We start from the raw sequence: 16,941 nt of genomic DNA on the forward strand, positions 1-16,941 counted from the left end.
TATATAAGCGTCAACAACCTTAGTGTATTTGCGAAGTATTAGAATAATCATTTTGGTTATACATTTATGAGTTGTACTTTACAATTTCCTAAAGCCCCATCACATTTACTCAAAGCCTTGCATGAGGTGATTCCTCAATGCCAGCTACTCGCTCAGCAGTTACCTGAGACTCCGATTTCATTGTGGTTGATTCCACCGGTTTTTCCGACTGATCGTTTAGATGATGAAGTGATTCGTCGTATTTGGAATGACACGCCTTATTGGATCTTTTGTTGGGCATCTGGTTTGGCGATGGCACAATGGCTATTGGCTGAGCCACATCGTGTTAAAGATAAGGTGGTTCTCGATTTTGGCGCTGGGTCAGGTGTGGTCGCGATTGCTGCCAAATTAGCGGGTGCCAAGCGTGTGATTTGTTGTGACATTGACCAAGTGAGTTTAGATGCTTGTCGTGAAAATGCCGCACTAAACGAGGTAGAGCTAGAATATCTGGATGATTTATATAAAGCAGAACAGGTGGATGTATTGCTCGCCGCAGATGTTTTATATGATCAATCTAATCGCTTTTTCTTAGATGAATTTTTAAAGTTTGCCCCTGAAGTATGGGTAGCGGACAGTCGGGTCAAAAACTTTAGTCATCCGAATTATCAAAAATTGGATGAACGAAGTGCAACAACATGGCCTGATTTAGATGAAGCCAAAGAGTTTCGAAATGTGAGTTTTTATAAGACGCTATAAAAGCGTCTTATTTTTTGAAAATTTATTATGATTGGGTGTATTAAGAACAAGTATAACGTACAACATGCAAGGTGCTTGGACGAGTTTCAAGTGCTTGACGCGTTGCATAATCCTCACTGTTGTTTAGATTAGGAGTATTTGATAGTCCAAAAGAGGTTCGACTATGCCCAAGTTGAACACCGGCTTGATTTTGTGCAGTTTGCGGGTTGATGATTTCATTGATACTAAGCACAGAAATTTTATAGGTTTTATTTGCACCTAAAACTTTTTGACATGCACGTTGTAATTTACTGGCATCTAAATCACGGTCAGCGCGACCAGAAAGTGTATATGCCAATGTTGCGCTATTGCTTGACTGACTTTCGATTTGGTAGCCTGTCATCCCATTATATTGACGCGGTGTTGTTTGGCACGCCGATAAAGCTAAAACCATTAATCCTAAACCTGCACAGGTGATTATTTTCATCTTTTAAAGTCCCAGCTTTTTGAATTATTTTTAGTATGCCATAGCTTTGTGATTTTCTCGATGATTGAATTGTTCAAATCAAAACAGCTTTCTAATTTGCATAAGAAAGCTGTTTTAACCCATCTAAGCTACTTTTGGATTTTGATTAATCATCTGTGATTAAGCTATTTTTCTTAGTATCTTTCATAAAGATATAAGTAATTAAAGATAGACCAATCATAAACGTGATGTAGTAGAAGAAATAGTTTTCGTGACCTGCATTTTTAAAACTTAATGCCACTAATTCAGCTGTACCACCAAAGATTGTATTTGCTAAAGCGTATGGTAACGCAACACCCAGAGCGCGAATGTGAGCAGGGAACAGTTCTGCTTTAACTACCGCATTAATTGCAGTATAGCCAGTTACAATCACCATGCCACTCATACATAAGAAAAATGCAGTTTTAGGGTCTGTGGTTGAACCAAGCCCATTGAAAATAGGGATGGTAAATAGAACACCTAAAACACCAAAGGTGATCATAATCGGTTTACGACCAATTTTATCTGAAAGTGCGCCAACAGCAGGTTGAATCAACATGAAGACAAAGATCGCTGCCGTGGTAATTTCTGTTGCTGTGGTCTTTTCAAAGCCAGAGGTATTGACCAAATATTTTTGCAAATAGGTGGTAAATGTGTTGAATGCTAGCGTTCCACCTGCGGTCAACATAATCACTGTGAATGCTTGTTTAGGGTATTTGGTAAATAAAGCCAAAGCCCCCGATTTTTCACCACCATTTTTGGCATGTTCTTGCGCTTGTTTAGCTGATTCTGTTTCAACTAAGCCACGACGAATCCAGAATACAACAATGGCTAACAAAGCGCCGATAAAGAATGGAATACGCCATCCCCATGCATGCAAGGCATCTTCTGAAAGTGTATGTTGGAGGATAATCAATACACAAAGTGCCAACAACTGCCCTGAAATCAAGGTGACATATTGGAAACTAGAGAAGAAACCGCGATGATTCTTTCCTGCCATTTCAGTTAAATATGTCGCACTTGAACCATATTCACCACCGACACTTAAGCCCTGTAAGAGACGAGCAAAGAGTAGAAGCGCTGGAGCAAGCATACCGACAGAATCATAAGACGGTGCACAAGCGATAATTAAAGAACCGACACACATCAAGGATACAGAAAGCGTTAAACCAGCTTTACGACCTTTACGATCGGCATAAATTCCCATAATCCAAGCGCCAATCGGGCGCATTAAAAAACCTAAAGCAAAAACAGCAGCAGCTTGGAGAAGCTTGACTGTTTCATTACCTTCTGGAAAGAACACTGGTGCAAAGTAGAGCGTAAATGCGGCATAGACATACCAGTCATACCATTCAACTAGGTTACCAGCTGAGCCACCAAGTATAGATTTGAAACGAGTTTTTCTATCAAGTTGCGAAGGAGCAACCTGAGGTGATGAATTGGACAAGGCAATTCTCCAAAAGAATATGCAAAACATAGCCTGTTTAGGGTTCATTTGGGGTGAAAATCTAAACAGAAAAATCAAAAAGAGAGAATTTCAATCAGTACTGCGGAGAGATACAAATCATTACACAGCTCGTTATACGCAAGAATGAAGGTTGTCCTTATTAGACTTTGGTCGTATGCCTTTTTTATGTTCAGGATCAATAATTATTTAAGAATGGCTAAAATAAAGAATAATTTTTTTAAAACAATTATTTAATTTTAAATAGTTTAATGGGTGGCTGTTTTTAGTACAGATAAAGTGTTGGGTGGAAATGAGTCAAATGTGTAAAAAGTACTCAAATAAAAAAACGATCAGTATTGAGAATTAAGATTCAAAGCTAGCTGAATAACAAGAACTTATGTTATGTATGTATTTAAATGTTCATTTTCGAAAATAAAACAATAAGGTTTGCATTTATGAACTTCATGATTCGACAACAGCAAATTTTGGAACTGGTTAAACAACGGGGATATATCAGTATTGAAGAAATTGCGCAGATATTTACAGTGACACCGCAAACTGTACGCAGAGATATTAATCAGTTGGCTGATGCTGGATTGTTGCGACGTTATCATGGCGGTGCTGCGATAGACTCAAGTGTGACCAATACTGAATACAGTACACGCATGAGCCATAACGCAGAGGCAAAACAGCGTATTGCAGTTGCTGTGGCAAAAGCTATTCCAGATTATGCTTCTTTATTTATCAATATCGGGACAACGACAGAAGCAATTGCTGTCGCTTTATTGCAACATCGAGGGCTTAAAATTATTACCAATAATCTAAATGTTGCCAAAATTCTAAGTGTAAAAGAAGATTTTGAAGTGCTTATTGCCAGTGGCAAAGTTCGCCCCGATGGCGGGGTCATTGGGCAGGCGACATCTGAATTTTTTAAACAATTCAAAGTGGATTACGCCGTGATTGGCATCAGTGGAATTGATGCAGATGGGACATTATTGGATTTTGATTTTCAGGAAGTTTCAGTCTCTCAAGAAATTATTGCTGGTGCTCGACAGATTTTTTTAGCTGTAGATGATAGTAAATTTGGTCGTCATGCAATGATGCGCATGGGGCATCTTCGAGAAATTGATCGTCTTTTTACCAATCAACAGCCTGCTGAAGCTTATATTCAACAAATCAATGCGGCAGAAGTGAATTTGATTGTGGTTTAGGCTTTATTCAATGACGAGCTTAAATGTCAGTTGCAAATCTATTGATTATCGAATAGACATTGATCAAAAAAGTCTCTATTATTTTCTTAAATGAAAATAAACGAAAATATGTTAAAACTCTTCAATCAAAAGGTGATGTTATGATGCAAATGAACGAACCGCAAACTTGTTATGACATCGTGGTGATTGGAGGAGGAATTAATGGTGTTGGAATTGCCAATGATGCAGTTGGGCGTGGTTTATCGGTCTTGCTTTGTGAAAAAGATGATTTGGCAAGTCATACCTCATCCGCCAGTAGTAAATTGATTCATGGTGGTTTACGTTATCTAGAACATAAGGAATTTCGCTTGGTTCGTGAAGCTTTGGCAGAGCGTGAAGTTTTACTGGCGAAAGCCCCACATATTATTCGTCCAATGCGCTTTATCATGCCTCATCAACCGCACCTTAGACCAGCTTGGCTAATCCGTACGGGTTTATTTTTTTATGATCATTTGGGCAAACGAGAAAAACTGCCAGGATCAAATTTGGTCCAATTCAACCCTGAAACCAGCCCATTAAATAAAGATATTACCCGTGGTTTTGAATACTCCGATTGTGCTGTTGATGATTCTCGTTTGGTGATTCTCAATGCAATGCAGGCACGGGAAAAGGGTGCAAAGATTGTTAGTCAAACACGTTGTATTGCCGCGCAACGTGAAAATGCTGTGTGGACAATCCAACTTGAAAATGAACAAGGGATATATCAAGTTCAAGCCAAAGTATTGGTCAATGCTGCAGGTCCTTGGGTGGCACAATTTATCCAACAGGATTTGAAATTAAAATCACCTTATGGCATTCGTTTGGTTCAAGGGAGCCATATCATTGTGCCAAAAATTTATGCAGGTGATAAAGCCTATATTATGCAAAATGACGATCAGCGAATCGTGTTTGCGATCCCTTATTTAAACCAATACACCATGATTGGAACCACAGATCGTGAATATCATGATGACCCTAATCAAGTTGAAATCACTCAACAAGAAATTGATTATCTTTTAAAAGTATCCAATGATCATTTTAAGACACAACTGAGCCAAAATGATATTGTCAGCACTTTTTCAGGTGTGCGCCCATTGTGTGATGATGAATCTGATAACCCAGCAGCAATTACGCGTGATTATACTTTAGCACTTTCTCAACAACATTCAGGTGAAGCGCCTTTATTGTCGGTTTTTGGTGGCAAGTTGACGACATATCGCAAGCTTGCTGAATCAGCACTTGAGCAACTGAAAAAGTTTTTCCCTGAAATGCAACAATCTTGGACCGCACATGCTTTATTACCTGGTGCAGAAAACTTGGTCTCAGTAGAAGATTTAATCTTGGAGATCCAGACTAAAATCAAAGGCATTGATTTGGAAACAGCAAGTCGCTGGGCACATGCTTATGGCACTTATGTATGGAAGTTTTTAAATTATTCCTCCTCAGTGCATGAGCTTGGACAAAGTTTTGGACATGGGCTTTATGCGCAAGAAGTGGATTATTTAGTCGATCAGGAATGGGCAATCACGAGTCAGGATATATTGAGTCGCCGTAGCAAGTTATATCTTGAATTTAAACAGGATGACATTGATCTTTTGGATGCCTACTTGCTTGAGTTACATGAACGTCGATTGCAAAAAGATGTTGCATAATGCAATTTATAAAGCCAATGAATCATGCATTGGCTTTATTGTATTTTGTAGATTCAATTTGAATATTGAAGTTTAAAAATTAAACTTTTAACCTCAAACCATAACCATCCAACTTCGAATACTGAATCCTTTCATCTTGAACATTGTGTTTTATGATTCATTCGGCTGCTGCAATGTAAGCGCATCTTTCATAAATGTTTGTGCACTCATATAAATGAATACGGCACTCAGTAATAAAGTGATTGGAATAATAATCATGGCTTTGTGTAAACCGATGGCACGGAATTGATCCGTAATCCCTGTTGCACCTGATACAGTCATTGCGGCATTTGCATAATGATCAGAAAGTGCGCCAACTAGAAGTGGACCAAATGCGCCGCCTAATACATACATGATCGCAAGACATAAACCAAAAGCCATTGCTCTTTGATTGGGTTCGACAACTTCTTGAATAGCAGGGTAGACGGTTGTGTAATAGTTGTACATTGCAAGCCAACCGAGACAAGACAATACTGTAAATAAAACCACAGCTTGGCTTTTCAGCATTAGACTTAATCCAATCATAATCGCCGAGATCAATAAACACAGTGCTCCGAACAATAAACGACCCTTTTTAGATTTTTGATAAATCTTGTCTGCAATGACACCGCCAAGTGTTAAGCCGATTAAACCTGTTATCCCGATAATACATCCTGCAAGTAATGAGCCTTGGATTAAGGTTAAACCAAAATAACGTAGGAACAACGGCACTAGAAATGCGATGCCAGCAGCAATCGCAAGATTTTGCATAATGCCAGAAAGAATAATCCAACGTAGCGTTTTGATTTTTAAAAGGCTTCCTAAGCTGTTTTGCTTTGAAGTTTTGGCTTGATAGTTTTCAGCTTCTGCTGCGCCTCGTGCAGGTTCTCGAATAAAGAAAAAACAGATGGCTAAGATCAGACCAGGTACAGCCGCAACTATAAAAGGTGCACGCCAACTGTTAAATGCTTGTGCAATCCCACCAACGGTGAAGAAAGCGAGTACCATTCCCACTGGTAAGCCGAGCATAAAAATACCTATTGCTTTGGCGCGATGCTGAGGTGGAAATAAATCTCCAATTAAAGAGTTCGCAGCAGGTGCATAACTTGCCTCACCGACACCAACACCTACACGAGCCATGAAAAAAGAGATATAACTCCATGCAAGTGCATTCATGGCGGTAAAGCCACTCCATGCGATTAAACCTATACCGATAATTTTTTTTCTTGAGTTGCGGTCTGCAAGTTTTCCAAAATATAAGCCAGCAATGGCATAGACTAAGGAAAATGCAGCAGCAAGCATTCCTAATTGTTTGTCATTTAGACTATATTCTAATCTGATTGATTCAATGACCACGGCTGGAATTGTACGATCAAAAAAATTCATCGTATTGGCTAGAAACAACAGAATCAAAATCTTCCATTTGTTGTGGATTAAGCTATTCACGGTAACAACTCCTTTGTTTATTTTTGGAAGATCAAGCGATCCGACTTGATCCGATTTAGAAGTATTGTTTTACGATTGATGGAATTTTTTTAACCACCACTTATTGTTCATATTGTTTAGAAAATCTATATAATATATTTATTAAATGCAAGTGAAATTAAATTGATTGTGGTTTTTTTAGATAAATAACCAAATAAAGAAAAGGATAGTTATTAGATTTATGATATTTGTGTAGGAATTAAAACAAATAAATAAGTCTGTGCCTTATTTGGATATACGCATCATATGGCAGCAATATTTTTTAATACTATACATTTAAGTTTTTGTATTTTATTTATAATACTATCATTTATAAAAATATTAATGTGAAGTGAAAAAGCTTGTGATTCAAATGAAGCGGAAAACTCATGGTTTTTATTGTTCACTTTCCATTGAGGAAACCCAAAAAACAATCCAACAAGTCAACGTTAAACTCTTTTACTTGCTGGATTGATTCACTATATTTTTTAATAAAAAAAATCAATAACTTTTCCAGAGGGCGCCTAACTTGAAATCCCATTCACTTGGTGTAATCACCATCCGTCCTGCATTTGGTGTCAACGTGATTTCACTGAAAAAAACATCATCTCCAGCCAATAAAAAGTCGATACGACTATAACCATGTTTAAAGCAAAGGTCTTGAGAAAGTTGCAGCATTTTGCTTAAACTTTTCGGTTGAGCTAAGCCTAAGGGGCTATTATTCTTTAAGTCAACTGTAAAGGGTTGTAGGACCCAATCGGTATCATAAATATTTGAATAATCAATGCCTTGACTATCTTGAACATCAACTTCAATATATCTGGGTTGACCTTCGAAACAATGTACTCGACTGGTGGTAATCGTTAACTGGCTATTTGGATCTGTCCATAATTCAACAAACTCTTCAGCCAGAATCAACGGTGTAATATTTTTATAATGCCATTCTCTTTTTTTAAAATACATATTTTGTTTTAAATGATGCTTTAATTTTAGTTCTGCATTTTTAATATCAAATTGACTTTTATCATGGCACACGATTGCGCTACCGCTATCATGATTGCACTTTAAAACAAATTTAGATGGGAGTTTATTAAACTCAATTTCGCTAAAGCATTTGTATACACCAAGTAAAGGTACAAAATGTGAGCAACAAATTTTATCTGAAATAATTTCTCTCACTGTCAACTTGTCAGCCAGTTTTGTATGCAGAGGCGCTCTTTCATAGATCATGCGCGCAGTTACTTTTTCATTAAAACTTTCCGGTTTATCAAAGTCAGGTGTGTAACCTAATTTATTAATAAATCTTTTTGTAAGGTATTTCTTGTCAGAGACAAATTTAGTTCTAATGACTTTCGCTGTATAGATAATATTTTCAATCATGGGAAAGAATAAAAAAATAAAGAAATGAATTTTTTAATTATAGAGGAAATATGAATTTTTTGTATTACAAAAATATCATATTGTGGATTTAACGCAAAATATTACATTTAGAATACAAATGGCTTTATTTTAATCGGTTATTCCGTTTAAATTGTTTTTGAGTTGCATGCGATAGTGACTCGAAATTAAAAGAGCATACTACTTGAATCCTTTAATCCATCACAATGATTATAGATTGAATGCAAAAAGACCGCTCGAAAGCGGTCTCTTGAATGCTTAATTTAAATTAAGCTGATTTTTTTACAGCCTCTAAAAGCTCGTTTTGACGATTTTTAAGTGCTGCAGGTAAACGGTCACCTAACTTGTTAAACAATTCAGTATGACTTTCAATCTCTTTGATCCATTGATCTTTATCTTGAGATGTTACAAGATCAAATTGCGCTTTAGTAAAGTCAGAACCTGTCCAGTTCAATTGCTCAAATGTTGGAACTAAGCCAATCGGTGTTTCAACTGCATCTGCACGACCTTCACAACGGTCAATGATCCACTCAAGCACACGCATGTTTTGACCGAAACCAGGCCATACAAAGTTGCCTTCAGCATCACGACGGAACCAGTTTACGTTGTAAATACCTGGTAATTTGTTGCCAGCAGCTTTTGCTTTCGCACCTACTTCTTCACCCAGTTCTAACCAGTGAGCGAAGTAATCCGCCATGTTGTAACCAGCAAATGGCAACATCGCAAATGGATCACGGCGAACAACACCTTGTTGACCTACTGCCGCAGCAGTTGTTTCAGAACCCATTGTTGCTGCTTTATATACACCATCTACCCAGTCGAATGCTTCTGAGATTAAAGGTACTGTATCCGCACGACGTCCACCGAAGATGAATGCAGAGATTGGAACGCCAGCTGGATTTTCCCAATCGGCATCAATAGAAGGGCATTGACCCGCTGCTACAGTGAAACGTGCATTTGGATGAGCTGCTTTTTCACCAGCAACATGTGGTTGACCTTTCCAGTTGGTTAAGTTTGCAGGTGCTTCTTTTGTTAAGCCTTCCCACCAAACTTCGCCATTGTCAGTCACCGCAACGTTGGTATAAATCACATCTTTGTGAAGTGTTGCCATACAGTTTGGATTGGTTTTGGTATTTGTTCCTGGTGCTACACCAAAGAAACCAGCTTCTGGGTTGATTGCATATAAGCGACCATCTTCACCTGGTTTAATCCAAGCAATATCATCACCTACAGTTTCAATCTTCCAACCTTCATAACCTGCTGGTGGAATAAGCATCGCAAAGTTGGTTTTACCACATGCAGAAGGGAATGCTGCTGCGATGTAGTGTTTTTCACCTTGAGGATTTGTCACACCAAGGATAAGCATATGTTCAGCTAACCAACCTTGTTGACGACCCATAGAAGATGCGATACGTAAAGCAAGACATTTTTTACCTAATAATGCATTACCGCCGTAACCTGAACCATAAGACCAGATTTCACGTGTTTCTGGATAATGCACGATGTATTTTTCTGGGTTGCAAGGCCAAGCAACATCTTTTTGACCTTCTGCAAGAGGCGCACCTACTGTATGTACGCAAGGAATAAAGTCACCATCTGTGCCAAGTACGTCATAAACAGCTTTACCCATACGAGCCATTTTACGCATACTTACAGCAACATAAGGAGAATCAGTAATTTCAATACCGATGTGTGCAATGTGAGAACCTAATGGACCCATTGAGAATGGAACCACATACATTGTGCGGCCTTTCATTGCGCCATCAAACAAACCGTTAAGACGAGCACGCATTTCAGCAGGAGCTTCCCAGTTGTTAGTCGCACCAGCATCTTCTTGTTTTTCAGAACAGATGAATGTACGACCTTCAACACGAGCTACGTCAGACGGATCAGAATTCGCTAAATAAGAACCAGGATGTTTTTCTTGGTTCAATGCTTGCATAGTGCCGTTAGCGATCATCAAGTCGATATAACGTTGATTCTCTTCTTCGCTTCCGTCACACCATTCAATTTTTGCAGGTTTAGTCAATTTAGCAATTTCTTCAACCCAGGCAATGAGCTTAGGATGACGAACGAATTCTGGTGCGTTCACTTGGGTCATGGTGAGGCCTATCTAAAATATGTACAATTTTGTGTACAAATAACAACCTGAATGAAGTGGTACAACATTCAAATTTAAGTAAGAAAAAAAGTGGACGTATTAAAACATATATTCATAAAAAAAATAAGACTAAAGGCTTAAAAGATGCTTAACCTAAGGGGTGGTGTAAGTGATTGATTTTTAGTGTTTAAGCGGAATTATTGGTTGATATTTAACACTATTTAATAAAGCAATGAGTAATATTTTTATTGTAAATAATAATAATTAACAATAACTTGAAAATAAGAAGCTGTAAAAAATTATTATTGATTTAATAAATGGGTATAATTCGAATTTTACATAAAGGTGCTTTTATTTGCTTAGAAAATCGACGAAATTAGAGCAAATACTTCACAATAATCAAACTTATGGATACAGATTTAAAGCCTCTTTCGATGATTTACAATGAAAAATCAGGTTTTCATGCAAATCACAAAGATGAGGTTTACGAAAAACTCATGACCATCTGGACTACACATGGTTTTGAAATACAGGTTTTTGATATCAGTGCAGAAGGCGATATTCAGACCTTAATGAAAAAAATCTATCAACGACATGCACAATATTCAAAACCCGGGGTTATTGTTGCGGCAGGTGGTGATGGTACGTTGAATGCTGTTGCATCGCAAATGCTTCATCAAAATATTCCGATGGGTATTTTGCCATTAGGCACATTTAATTATGTAGCACGTGCCTTGAATATTCCATTGAATCTGCTTGAGGCAGCTCATGTTATTGCGACAGGAGAACCACGTGCATCCCACATCGCATGTATCAATGATCAAATTTATTTAAACAATGCCAGTTTGGGTTTGTATCCGTTATTCATCAAAAAAAGAGAGGATTACAATCGGCGTTTTGGACGTTTTGCTTTAAATGCATATACTTCAGGCTTGGATGTACTGATTCGAGACCGCAAAGAACTCAAACTCGAAATTGAGGTGGATGGACAAAAATATCCAGTCAAAACGCCTTTAATCTTTTTTGGAAATAATCAACTACAACTTAAAGAATTAAATTTACGAATTTCCAAATGTGCTGAAGTGGGAGAGATCGCAGGGGTGGTGATCGCAAAAGGGGATAAGGTCACTTTATTTAAAACACTATTTCAGACCATTCGAGGAAAATTAGAAAAAGCATCAGATGTGTATAGCTTTGGTGCAGATAAAGTGATTGTGTATTCGAAAAAGCCTAAACTAACGGTTGCGATTGATGGAGAAATTGTGTCAATGGATACACCTTTGAACTTACATGTAGAGAAAAATGCTTTAAATATTATGGTACCTGCGCATGCTGCTACATCTATCTGATCTGCATTTTGGAACAGAGCGTCAAGCATGTATACAGGCGATTCAGCGGTTTTGTGCACAGCATCAACCAGAAGTTGTAGTGGTGAGTGGAGATCTGACTCAACGTGCTAAATTTAAAGAGTTTTATGCGTGTAAGCAATTTTTAGAATCTTTAAAAACGCCATATTTTGTTGTCCCAGGTAATCATGATATTCCGCTTTATCATGTATGGAACAGGGCATTTCGACCTTTTGGTCTGTATCAATTATTTTTTGGCAGTTTAGAGCGGACATTGTTGACTCAGCATTTTTATTTGATTGGTATGAATAGTATTCGCCGTCGCTATCATACACGCGGGCATATCTCATTTGAACAGATAGAAAGTGTCAATCAATTGTTGATGGATGCGCCAGACAATAAATTAAAAATTATTGTCAGTCATCAACCTTTTTATACTTCGAATGAAGATCATCATTTAAAAGATTGTCCGGCTTTAGGACAATTTGCAATCAAGGAATGGGGGCAGCATCAGCTCTATGCTTTATTGCACGGTCATTTACATCTCGTTGCAGTCTATGATTTAAATCAAGCATTTACTTTAAATTTATCTCATCCTGTATATGAAGTGCATGCAGGTACTGCTGTGTCTCGTCGTTTGCATAAAAAAATCCCAAATAGTTTTAATGTGATTCATGAAAACGGTACATTTCAACACTATTTTTTTGATGAACAATTACAAGAATTTATTGCTCAATAATGAAAAAATCGGTTGAATTTTTTGACAATCTGACCTGAACGAATAAAAAAAATACAAATTAGATAAATTTTTTTTAATTTTCCCCTTGAAGCGTTTATTTCCATCCCCACAAATGTGACATACAAATATTTTGTCGATGACCTAGGAATAAGAAGTCATCTTCCCTGAGTAATCAATGACATTTAGACGATGTCTATGGAGTTTTATATGAGCAACATTCGTCCATTACATGATCGCGTAGTTATTCGTCGTGTTGAAGAGGAAACAAAAACTGCTGGCGGTATTTTACTTCCAGGTTCTGCAGCTGAAAAACCAGCACAAGGTGAAATCATTGCTGTAGGAAATGGTCAAATCACTGACAATGGTGTGCGTGCATTAGACGTTAAAGTTGGTGATAAAGTATTGTTCGGTACTTATGCAGGTACAACTGTAAAAGTAAGCGGTGAAGAACTTTTAATTATGAAAGAATCTGACATTTTAGCGGTACTTGAAGGTTAATTCAGACCGAGATGGTGTGTTGTTTTTGATCAATTAAAAACAATATGCCTCATCCACTTTTAAATTAGATGGTTAAAGAATAAAGATTATTGGAGTTAAGCATGTCAGCTAAAGACGTAAAATTTGGTGATTCAGCTCGTTCAAAAATGATTGCGGGCGTAAATGTACTTGCAGATGCAGTTAAAGTAACTTTAGGTCCTAAAGGTCGTAACGTTGTTATTGATCGTTCTTTTGGTGCACCACACATCACTAAAGATGGTGTAACTGTTGCAAAAGAAATTTCGTTGAAAGACAAATTCGAAAACATGGGTGCGCAATTGGTTCGTGAAGTTTCTTCAAAAACCAATGATATCGCGGGTGATGGTACTACAACAGCAACTGTACTTGCTCAAGCAATTTTAAATGAAGGGATCAAATCTGTAACTGCAGGTATGAACCCAATGGATTTAAAACGCGGTATTGATCTTGCTGTTAAAGCTGTTGTTGAAAATATCAAAGCAACGGCTAAACCAGCTTCTGATACCAAGGCGATTGAACAAGTTGGTTCGATTTCTGCAAACTCTGACGAAACTGTGGGTAAATTAATTGCACAGGCGATGGAGCGTGTTGGTAAAGAAGGCGTAATCACAGTTGAAGAAGGTTCAGGATTCGAAGACGCACTTGACGTTGTAGAAGGTATGCAATTTGACCGTGGTTATATCAGCCCGTATTTTGCAAACAAACAAGATACTTTGACAGCTGAACTCGAAAATCCATTCATCCTTCTTGTTGATAAAAAAATCAGCAACATCCGTGAATTGATTACAGTTTTAGAAGCTGTTGCGAAAACAGGTAAGCCACTTCTTATCATTGCTGAAGATGTTGAAGGTGAAGCACTTGCAACACTTGTTGTGAACAACATGCGTGGCATCATCAAAGTGTGTGCTGTTAAAGCACCTGGTTTTGGTGACCGTCGTAAAGCAATGCTTCAAGATATTGCGATCTTGACTGGCGCTACTGTGATTTCTGAAGAAGTGGGTATGTCTTTAGAGCAAGCTTCTCTACAAGATTTAGGTACTGCGCACAAAATCACAGTATCTAAAGAAAATACAGTGATTGTAGATGGTGCTGGTGATGCAAATCAAATTGCTGAACGTGTAACTCAAATCCGTGCACAAATCGAAGAATCAACTTCTGAATACGATAAAGAGAAACTACAAGAACGTGTTGCTAAATTAGCAGGCGGTGTTGCTGTAATCAAAATCGGTGCTGCAACTGAAGTTGAAATGAAAGAGAAAAAAGACCGTGTAGACGATGCACTTCATGCAACTCGTGCTGCGGTTGAAGAAGGTGTTGTTGCAGGTGGTGGTGTTGCGCTTGTCCGTGCTGCTAAAGCGCTAGACGGTGTTGTTGGTGCAAATGATGACCAAACTGTAGGTGTAAATATCCTTCGTCGTGCGATTGAAGCACCACTTCGTCAAATCGTTTCTAACGCAGGTGATGAGCCTTCGGTTGTGATCAATGCTGTGAAAAATGGCGAAGGTAACTTTGGTTACAATGCTGCGACTTCACAATATGGCGACATGTTAGAAATGGGTATCCTTGATCCTGCAAAAGTAACACGTTCTGCACTTGAACATGCTGCTTCTGTTGCTGGTTTAATGTTAACAACTGAATGTATGATCACAGATATTCCTGAAGATAAACCTGCTATGCCTGATATGGGCGGAATGGGTGGTATGGGCGGAATGATGTAAATCATTCTGATCTCAGATCATAAAAAAATCCCCGCCATTATGCGGGGATTTTTTTATGATCAGGGCGAGGTTTTGAATAAGGTTTGAATTTATTGGTGAAATAAAAATAGATACTGATGATTTATAAAAATAGTAGAGTTTAATTGTCTGCTTAAATCAATAATGGTATTTGGGTGTTGATCAAACATACATATTGAGAATGCTTTATTTTTATATAAAGGTTTAAAAATTACCTAAAAAGAATAATCACCCAAGTAAAGAAAATAATGGATTGCGCTACAAATTGAGCCGCACTTCCCATGTCTTTTGCATTCTTGGAAAGCGGGTGGCGTTCTAAAGATACTCGGTCAACCACAGCTTCAAGTGCTGAATTAAACAACTCAACAATGATGGCGAGTAAACATACCCCAATCATCAAGGCTTGTTCAACTGAGCTCACATTAAGAAAAAAAGTAATTGGGATTAATATTAGATTAATCCAAACGATCTGACGAAAAGCAGCTTCATTTTGATAAGCAGCTTTAAAACCCGCTAAAGAATAACCCGTAGCATTAAGAATGCGTTTAAAACCTGTTGTACCCTTAAATGGAGAATAATCACTCATAAATCAAAGCTGCTATATTTTTGAACAAGTGTATTATTTTAAACTTAAATGGGTATTAATTTTAAGCAAAAAATGCTCAGTTTAGAAAAAATAAAGCAAGCGATTGAAACGATTGCTTTATTTTAGTTGAATCTTAAAGTGTTATTTTAGAATAGGATTTGCTTTCCAGTAGGCATCTAGTGCTTTACGTCCCAAACCAGGGTCATCTGTAAATAGTCCATCAACTCCAGCTTTAAAATACATTTCATATTCTTTGTTGGCACCTGTTTCACAACGTTTTGCAGCATCTGCTTCTGCGCTACTACATTTTAAATTTGCTGCCAAAAAGTTATTTTCAGGTCGGAAAGTATAAGGATGCACTTTTAAGTTAACTGCATGCGCATCTGCAACAAAAGAAGATGGTGCAGTATAGCTATCATTAAAGATATAAGGTTTCCATGGACCTACGCCATCGGCATAGGTTGAGACTGTTTTTAAACCTTGTGCTGTTGCCATATCGCCATAAGTTGTTTTCAGACCTTGCGCAACATAATCTGCTGGGCTTGCTTTTTTGTCATCATAGAGCTGAATAATTTTGGCATGCTTTAATGTCTTGTAAAGTGTTAATTGTTCTTTAAAGTATTTGAGATTACTGACTTCAAAAGATTGTAAATAAATTGGGGCAATTTCGCGTGTGTATTGATATTTCGCTAAAGTTTTCAATACAGGATCTTCCATACCTAAATTGAGCTTTTGAAAATAAGTTGGATGTTTGGTTTCGATATACAAGCCAATAATTTTTCCTGTTTTTTTGTAGTTTTTTTCTGCAAGTTCGATAATCTGTTCAAGGGTAGGAATATTGAATTGATCATTATATTGCGTATTGTTTGGGCGTAATGCTGGAATTCTTTCACGTGCTTTAATCAAATTTAATTCACTTGCATTGAAGTCTTCAGTAAACCAACCTGTTAAAGACACCCCATCAATAATTTTAGTTTTTTTGCGATCTGCAAATTGAGCTAAGGTGCTGACATTGGTGGTACCGCCAATTTCATTTTCATGACGTGCGACTAAAATACCATCTTTGGTTGAGACGAGATCAGGTTCAATAAAATCTGCACCATCGTCAATGGCTTTTTGATAACTTTCAAGTGTGTGTTCTGGACGTAAAGCACTTGCGCCGCGATGCCCAACAATAATAATCTTAGGCTCTTTATAATCAGGTGTTGTAACAATATTTGTTTTATCATCATTGCAAGCAGTTAAAAATATCATACTGCTGCTGATCAGCCATACTTTTTTATTCATTTTTCACTCAAATTATTGTGTAGAAATCGATCACAGTTTATGTGGTTAAATTGACATTGTGATGACATAAACAGGGGATTGAAGCAATTATTTATAGCGATGGTCTGTATACGATTAGGTGATCTCCACAGTTTCTTCATATTCAAGCTGATCATTCGGATTTCTGTTATTTTTTCTTGAGTTTTCGATCTAAGTCACAGAAT

The 16,941-nt window shown here is 37.5% G+C and carries 14 protein-coding genes; 7 read left to right on the forward strand and 7 right to left on the reverse strand.

Features of this window, described 5'->3' with window-relative positions; genetic code table 11:
- The first annotated feature begins 66 nt into the window (after window positions 1-66).
- Window positions 67-735 carry a class I SAM-dependent methyltransferase gene (locus I9192_RS05420; RefSeq protein WP_200150173.1) on the forward strand — a complete coding sequence of 223 codons (669 nt, stop codon included), beginning with the start codon at window positions 67-69 and terminating at the stop codon, window positions 733-735.
- A gap of 40 nt (window positions 736-775) precedes the next feature.
- Here I9192_RS05420 and I9192_RS05425 read toward each other — a convergent pair whose 3' ends face one another.
- Both I9192_RS05425 and I9192_RS05430 read right to left on the reverse strand, forming a co-directional pair.
- On the reverse strand, window positions 776-1,201 hold the full coding sequence (locus I9192_RS05425; RefSeq protein WP_042089291.1) for a lipase chaperone: 426 nt from the start codon (window positions 1,199-1,201) through the stop codon (window positions 776-778).
- 145 nt (window positions 1,202-1,346) lie between these two features.
- Window positions 1,347-2,666 carry an MFS transporter gene (locus tag I9192_RS05430; RefSeq protein WP_042089289.1) on the reverse strand — a complete coding sequence of 440 codons (1,320 nt, stop codon included), beginning with the start codon at window positions 2,664-2,666 and terminating at the stop codon, window positions 1,347-1,349.
- A gap of 455 nt (window positions 2,667-3,121) precedes the next feature.
- Between I9192_RS05430 and I9192_RS05435 the strand changes: the two genes are divergently transcribed.
- Both I9192_RS05435 and glpD read left to right on the forward strand, forming a co-directional pair.
- Entirely contained in the window at window positions 3,122-3,877 is a 756-nt protein-coding gene (locus I9192_RS05435; protein ID WP_005030709.1) for a DeoR/GlpR family DNA-binding transcription regulator, read from the forward strand.
- Window positions 3,878-4,017: 140 nt separating this feature from the next.
- The gene (gene glpD / locus I9192_RS05440) at window positions 4,018-5,547 is read left to right on the forward strand and encodes a glycerol-3-phosphate dehydrogenase (RefSeq protein WP_042089411.1); all 1,530 of its coding nucleotides are present in this window, start codon (window positions 4,018-4,020) and stop codon (window positions 5,545-5,547) included.
- A 150-nt stretch (window positions 5,548-5,697) separates the two neighbouring features.
- On the opposite strand, the gene I9192_RS05445 is transcribed toward glpD, so the two are convergent.
- The 3 genes from I9192_RS05445 to I9192_RS05455 form a co-directional block, all read right to left on the reverse strand.
- On the reverse strand, window positions 5,698-7,011 hold the full coding sequence (locus tag I9192_RS05445) for a spinster family MFS transporter (protein WP_005030703.1): 1,314 nt from the start codon (window positions 7,009-7,011) through the stop codon (window positions 5,698-5,700).
- Window positions 7,012-7,530: 519 nt separating this feature from the next.
- Entirely contained in the window at window positions 7,531-8,409 is an 879-nt protein-coding gene (locus I9192_RS05450; protein ID WP_004828334.1) for an ATP-grasp fold amidoligase family protein, read from the reverse strand.
- A gap of 286 nt (window positions 8,410-8,695) precedes the next feature.
- On the reverse strand, window positions 8,696-10,528 hold the full coding sequence (locus I9192_RS05455) for a phosphoenolpyruvate carboxykinase (GTP) (RefSeq protein ID WP_004828335.1): 1,833 nt from the start codon (window positions 10,526-10,528) through the stop codon (window positions 8,696-8,698).
- Window positions 10,529-10,935: 407 nt separating this feature from the next.
- On the opposite strand from I9192_RS05455, the gene I9192_RS05460 reads away from it, so the two are divergent.
- The 4 genes from I9192_RS05460 to groL all read left to right on the forward strand — a co-directional run bounded on the left by I9192_RS05460 (window position 10,936) and on the right by groL (window position 14,847).
- The gene (locus I9192_RS05460) at window positions 10,936-11,877 is read left to right on the forward strand and encodes a diacylglycerol/lipid kinase family protein (protein ID WP_046760984.1); all 942 of its coding nucleotides are present in this window, start codon (window positions 10,936-10,938) and stop codon (window positions 11,875-11,877) included.
- Window positions 11,858-12,613, forward strand: a complete 756-nt coding sequence (locus tag I9192_RS05465) for a metallophosphoesterase family protein (protein WP_005030697.1) — start codon at window positions 11,858-11,860, stop codon at window positions 12,611-12,613. The genes I9192_RS05460 and I9192_RS05465 overlap by 20 nt, the downstream gene beginning before the upstream one ends.
- 207 nt (window positions 12,614-12,820) lie before the next feature.
- Entirely contained in the window at window positions 12,821-13,111 is a 291-nt protein-coding gene (locus tag I9192_RS05470) for a co-chaperone GroES (RefSeq protein ID WP_004828341.1), read from the forward strand.
- Window positions 13,112-13,212: 101 nt separating this feature from the next.
- Window positions 13,213-14,847: a chaperonin GroEL gene (gene groL, locus I9192_RS05475; protein ID WP_004828344.1), complete on the forward strand. Its 1,635-nt coding sequence runs from the start codon at window positions 13,213-13,215 to the stop codon at window positions 14,845-14,847.
- Between the two features lie 229 nt (window positions 14,848-15,076).
- Here groL and I9192_RS05480 read toward each other — a convergent pair whose 3' ends face one another.
- The gene (locus tag I9192_RS05480; protein WP_005030695.1) at window positions 15,077-15,451 is read right to left on the reverse strand and encodes a diacylglycerol kinase; all 375 of its coding nucleotides are present in this window, start codon (window positions 15,449-15,451) and stop codon (window positions 15,077-15,079) included.
- 141 nt (window positions 15,452-15,592) lie between these two features.
- Window positions 15,593-16,738, reverse strand: coding sequence for a glycerophosphodiester phosphodiesterase (locus I9192_RS05485; RefSeq protein ID WP_005030692.1), 1,146 nt, complete (start codon window positions 16,736-16,738; stop codon window positions 15,593-15,595).
- Window positions 16,739-16,941 lie beyond the last annotated feature (203 nt).

The organism is Acinetobacter bereziniae (assembly GCF_016576965.1).
Taxonomy (GTDB): Bacteria; Pseudomonadota; Gammaproteobacteria; order Pseudomonadales; family Moraxellaceae; genus Acinetobacter; species Acinetobacter bereziniae.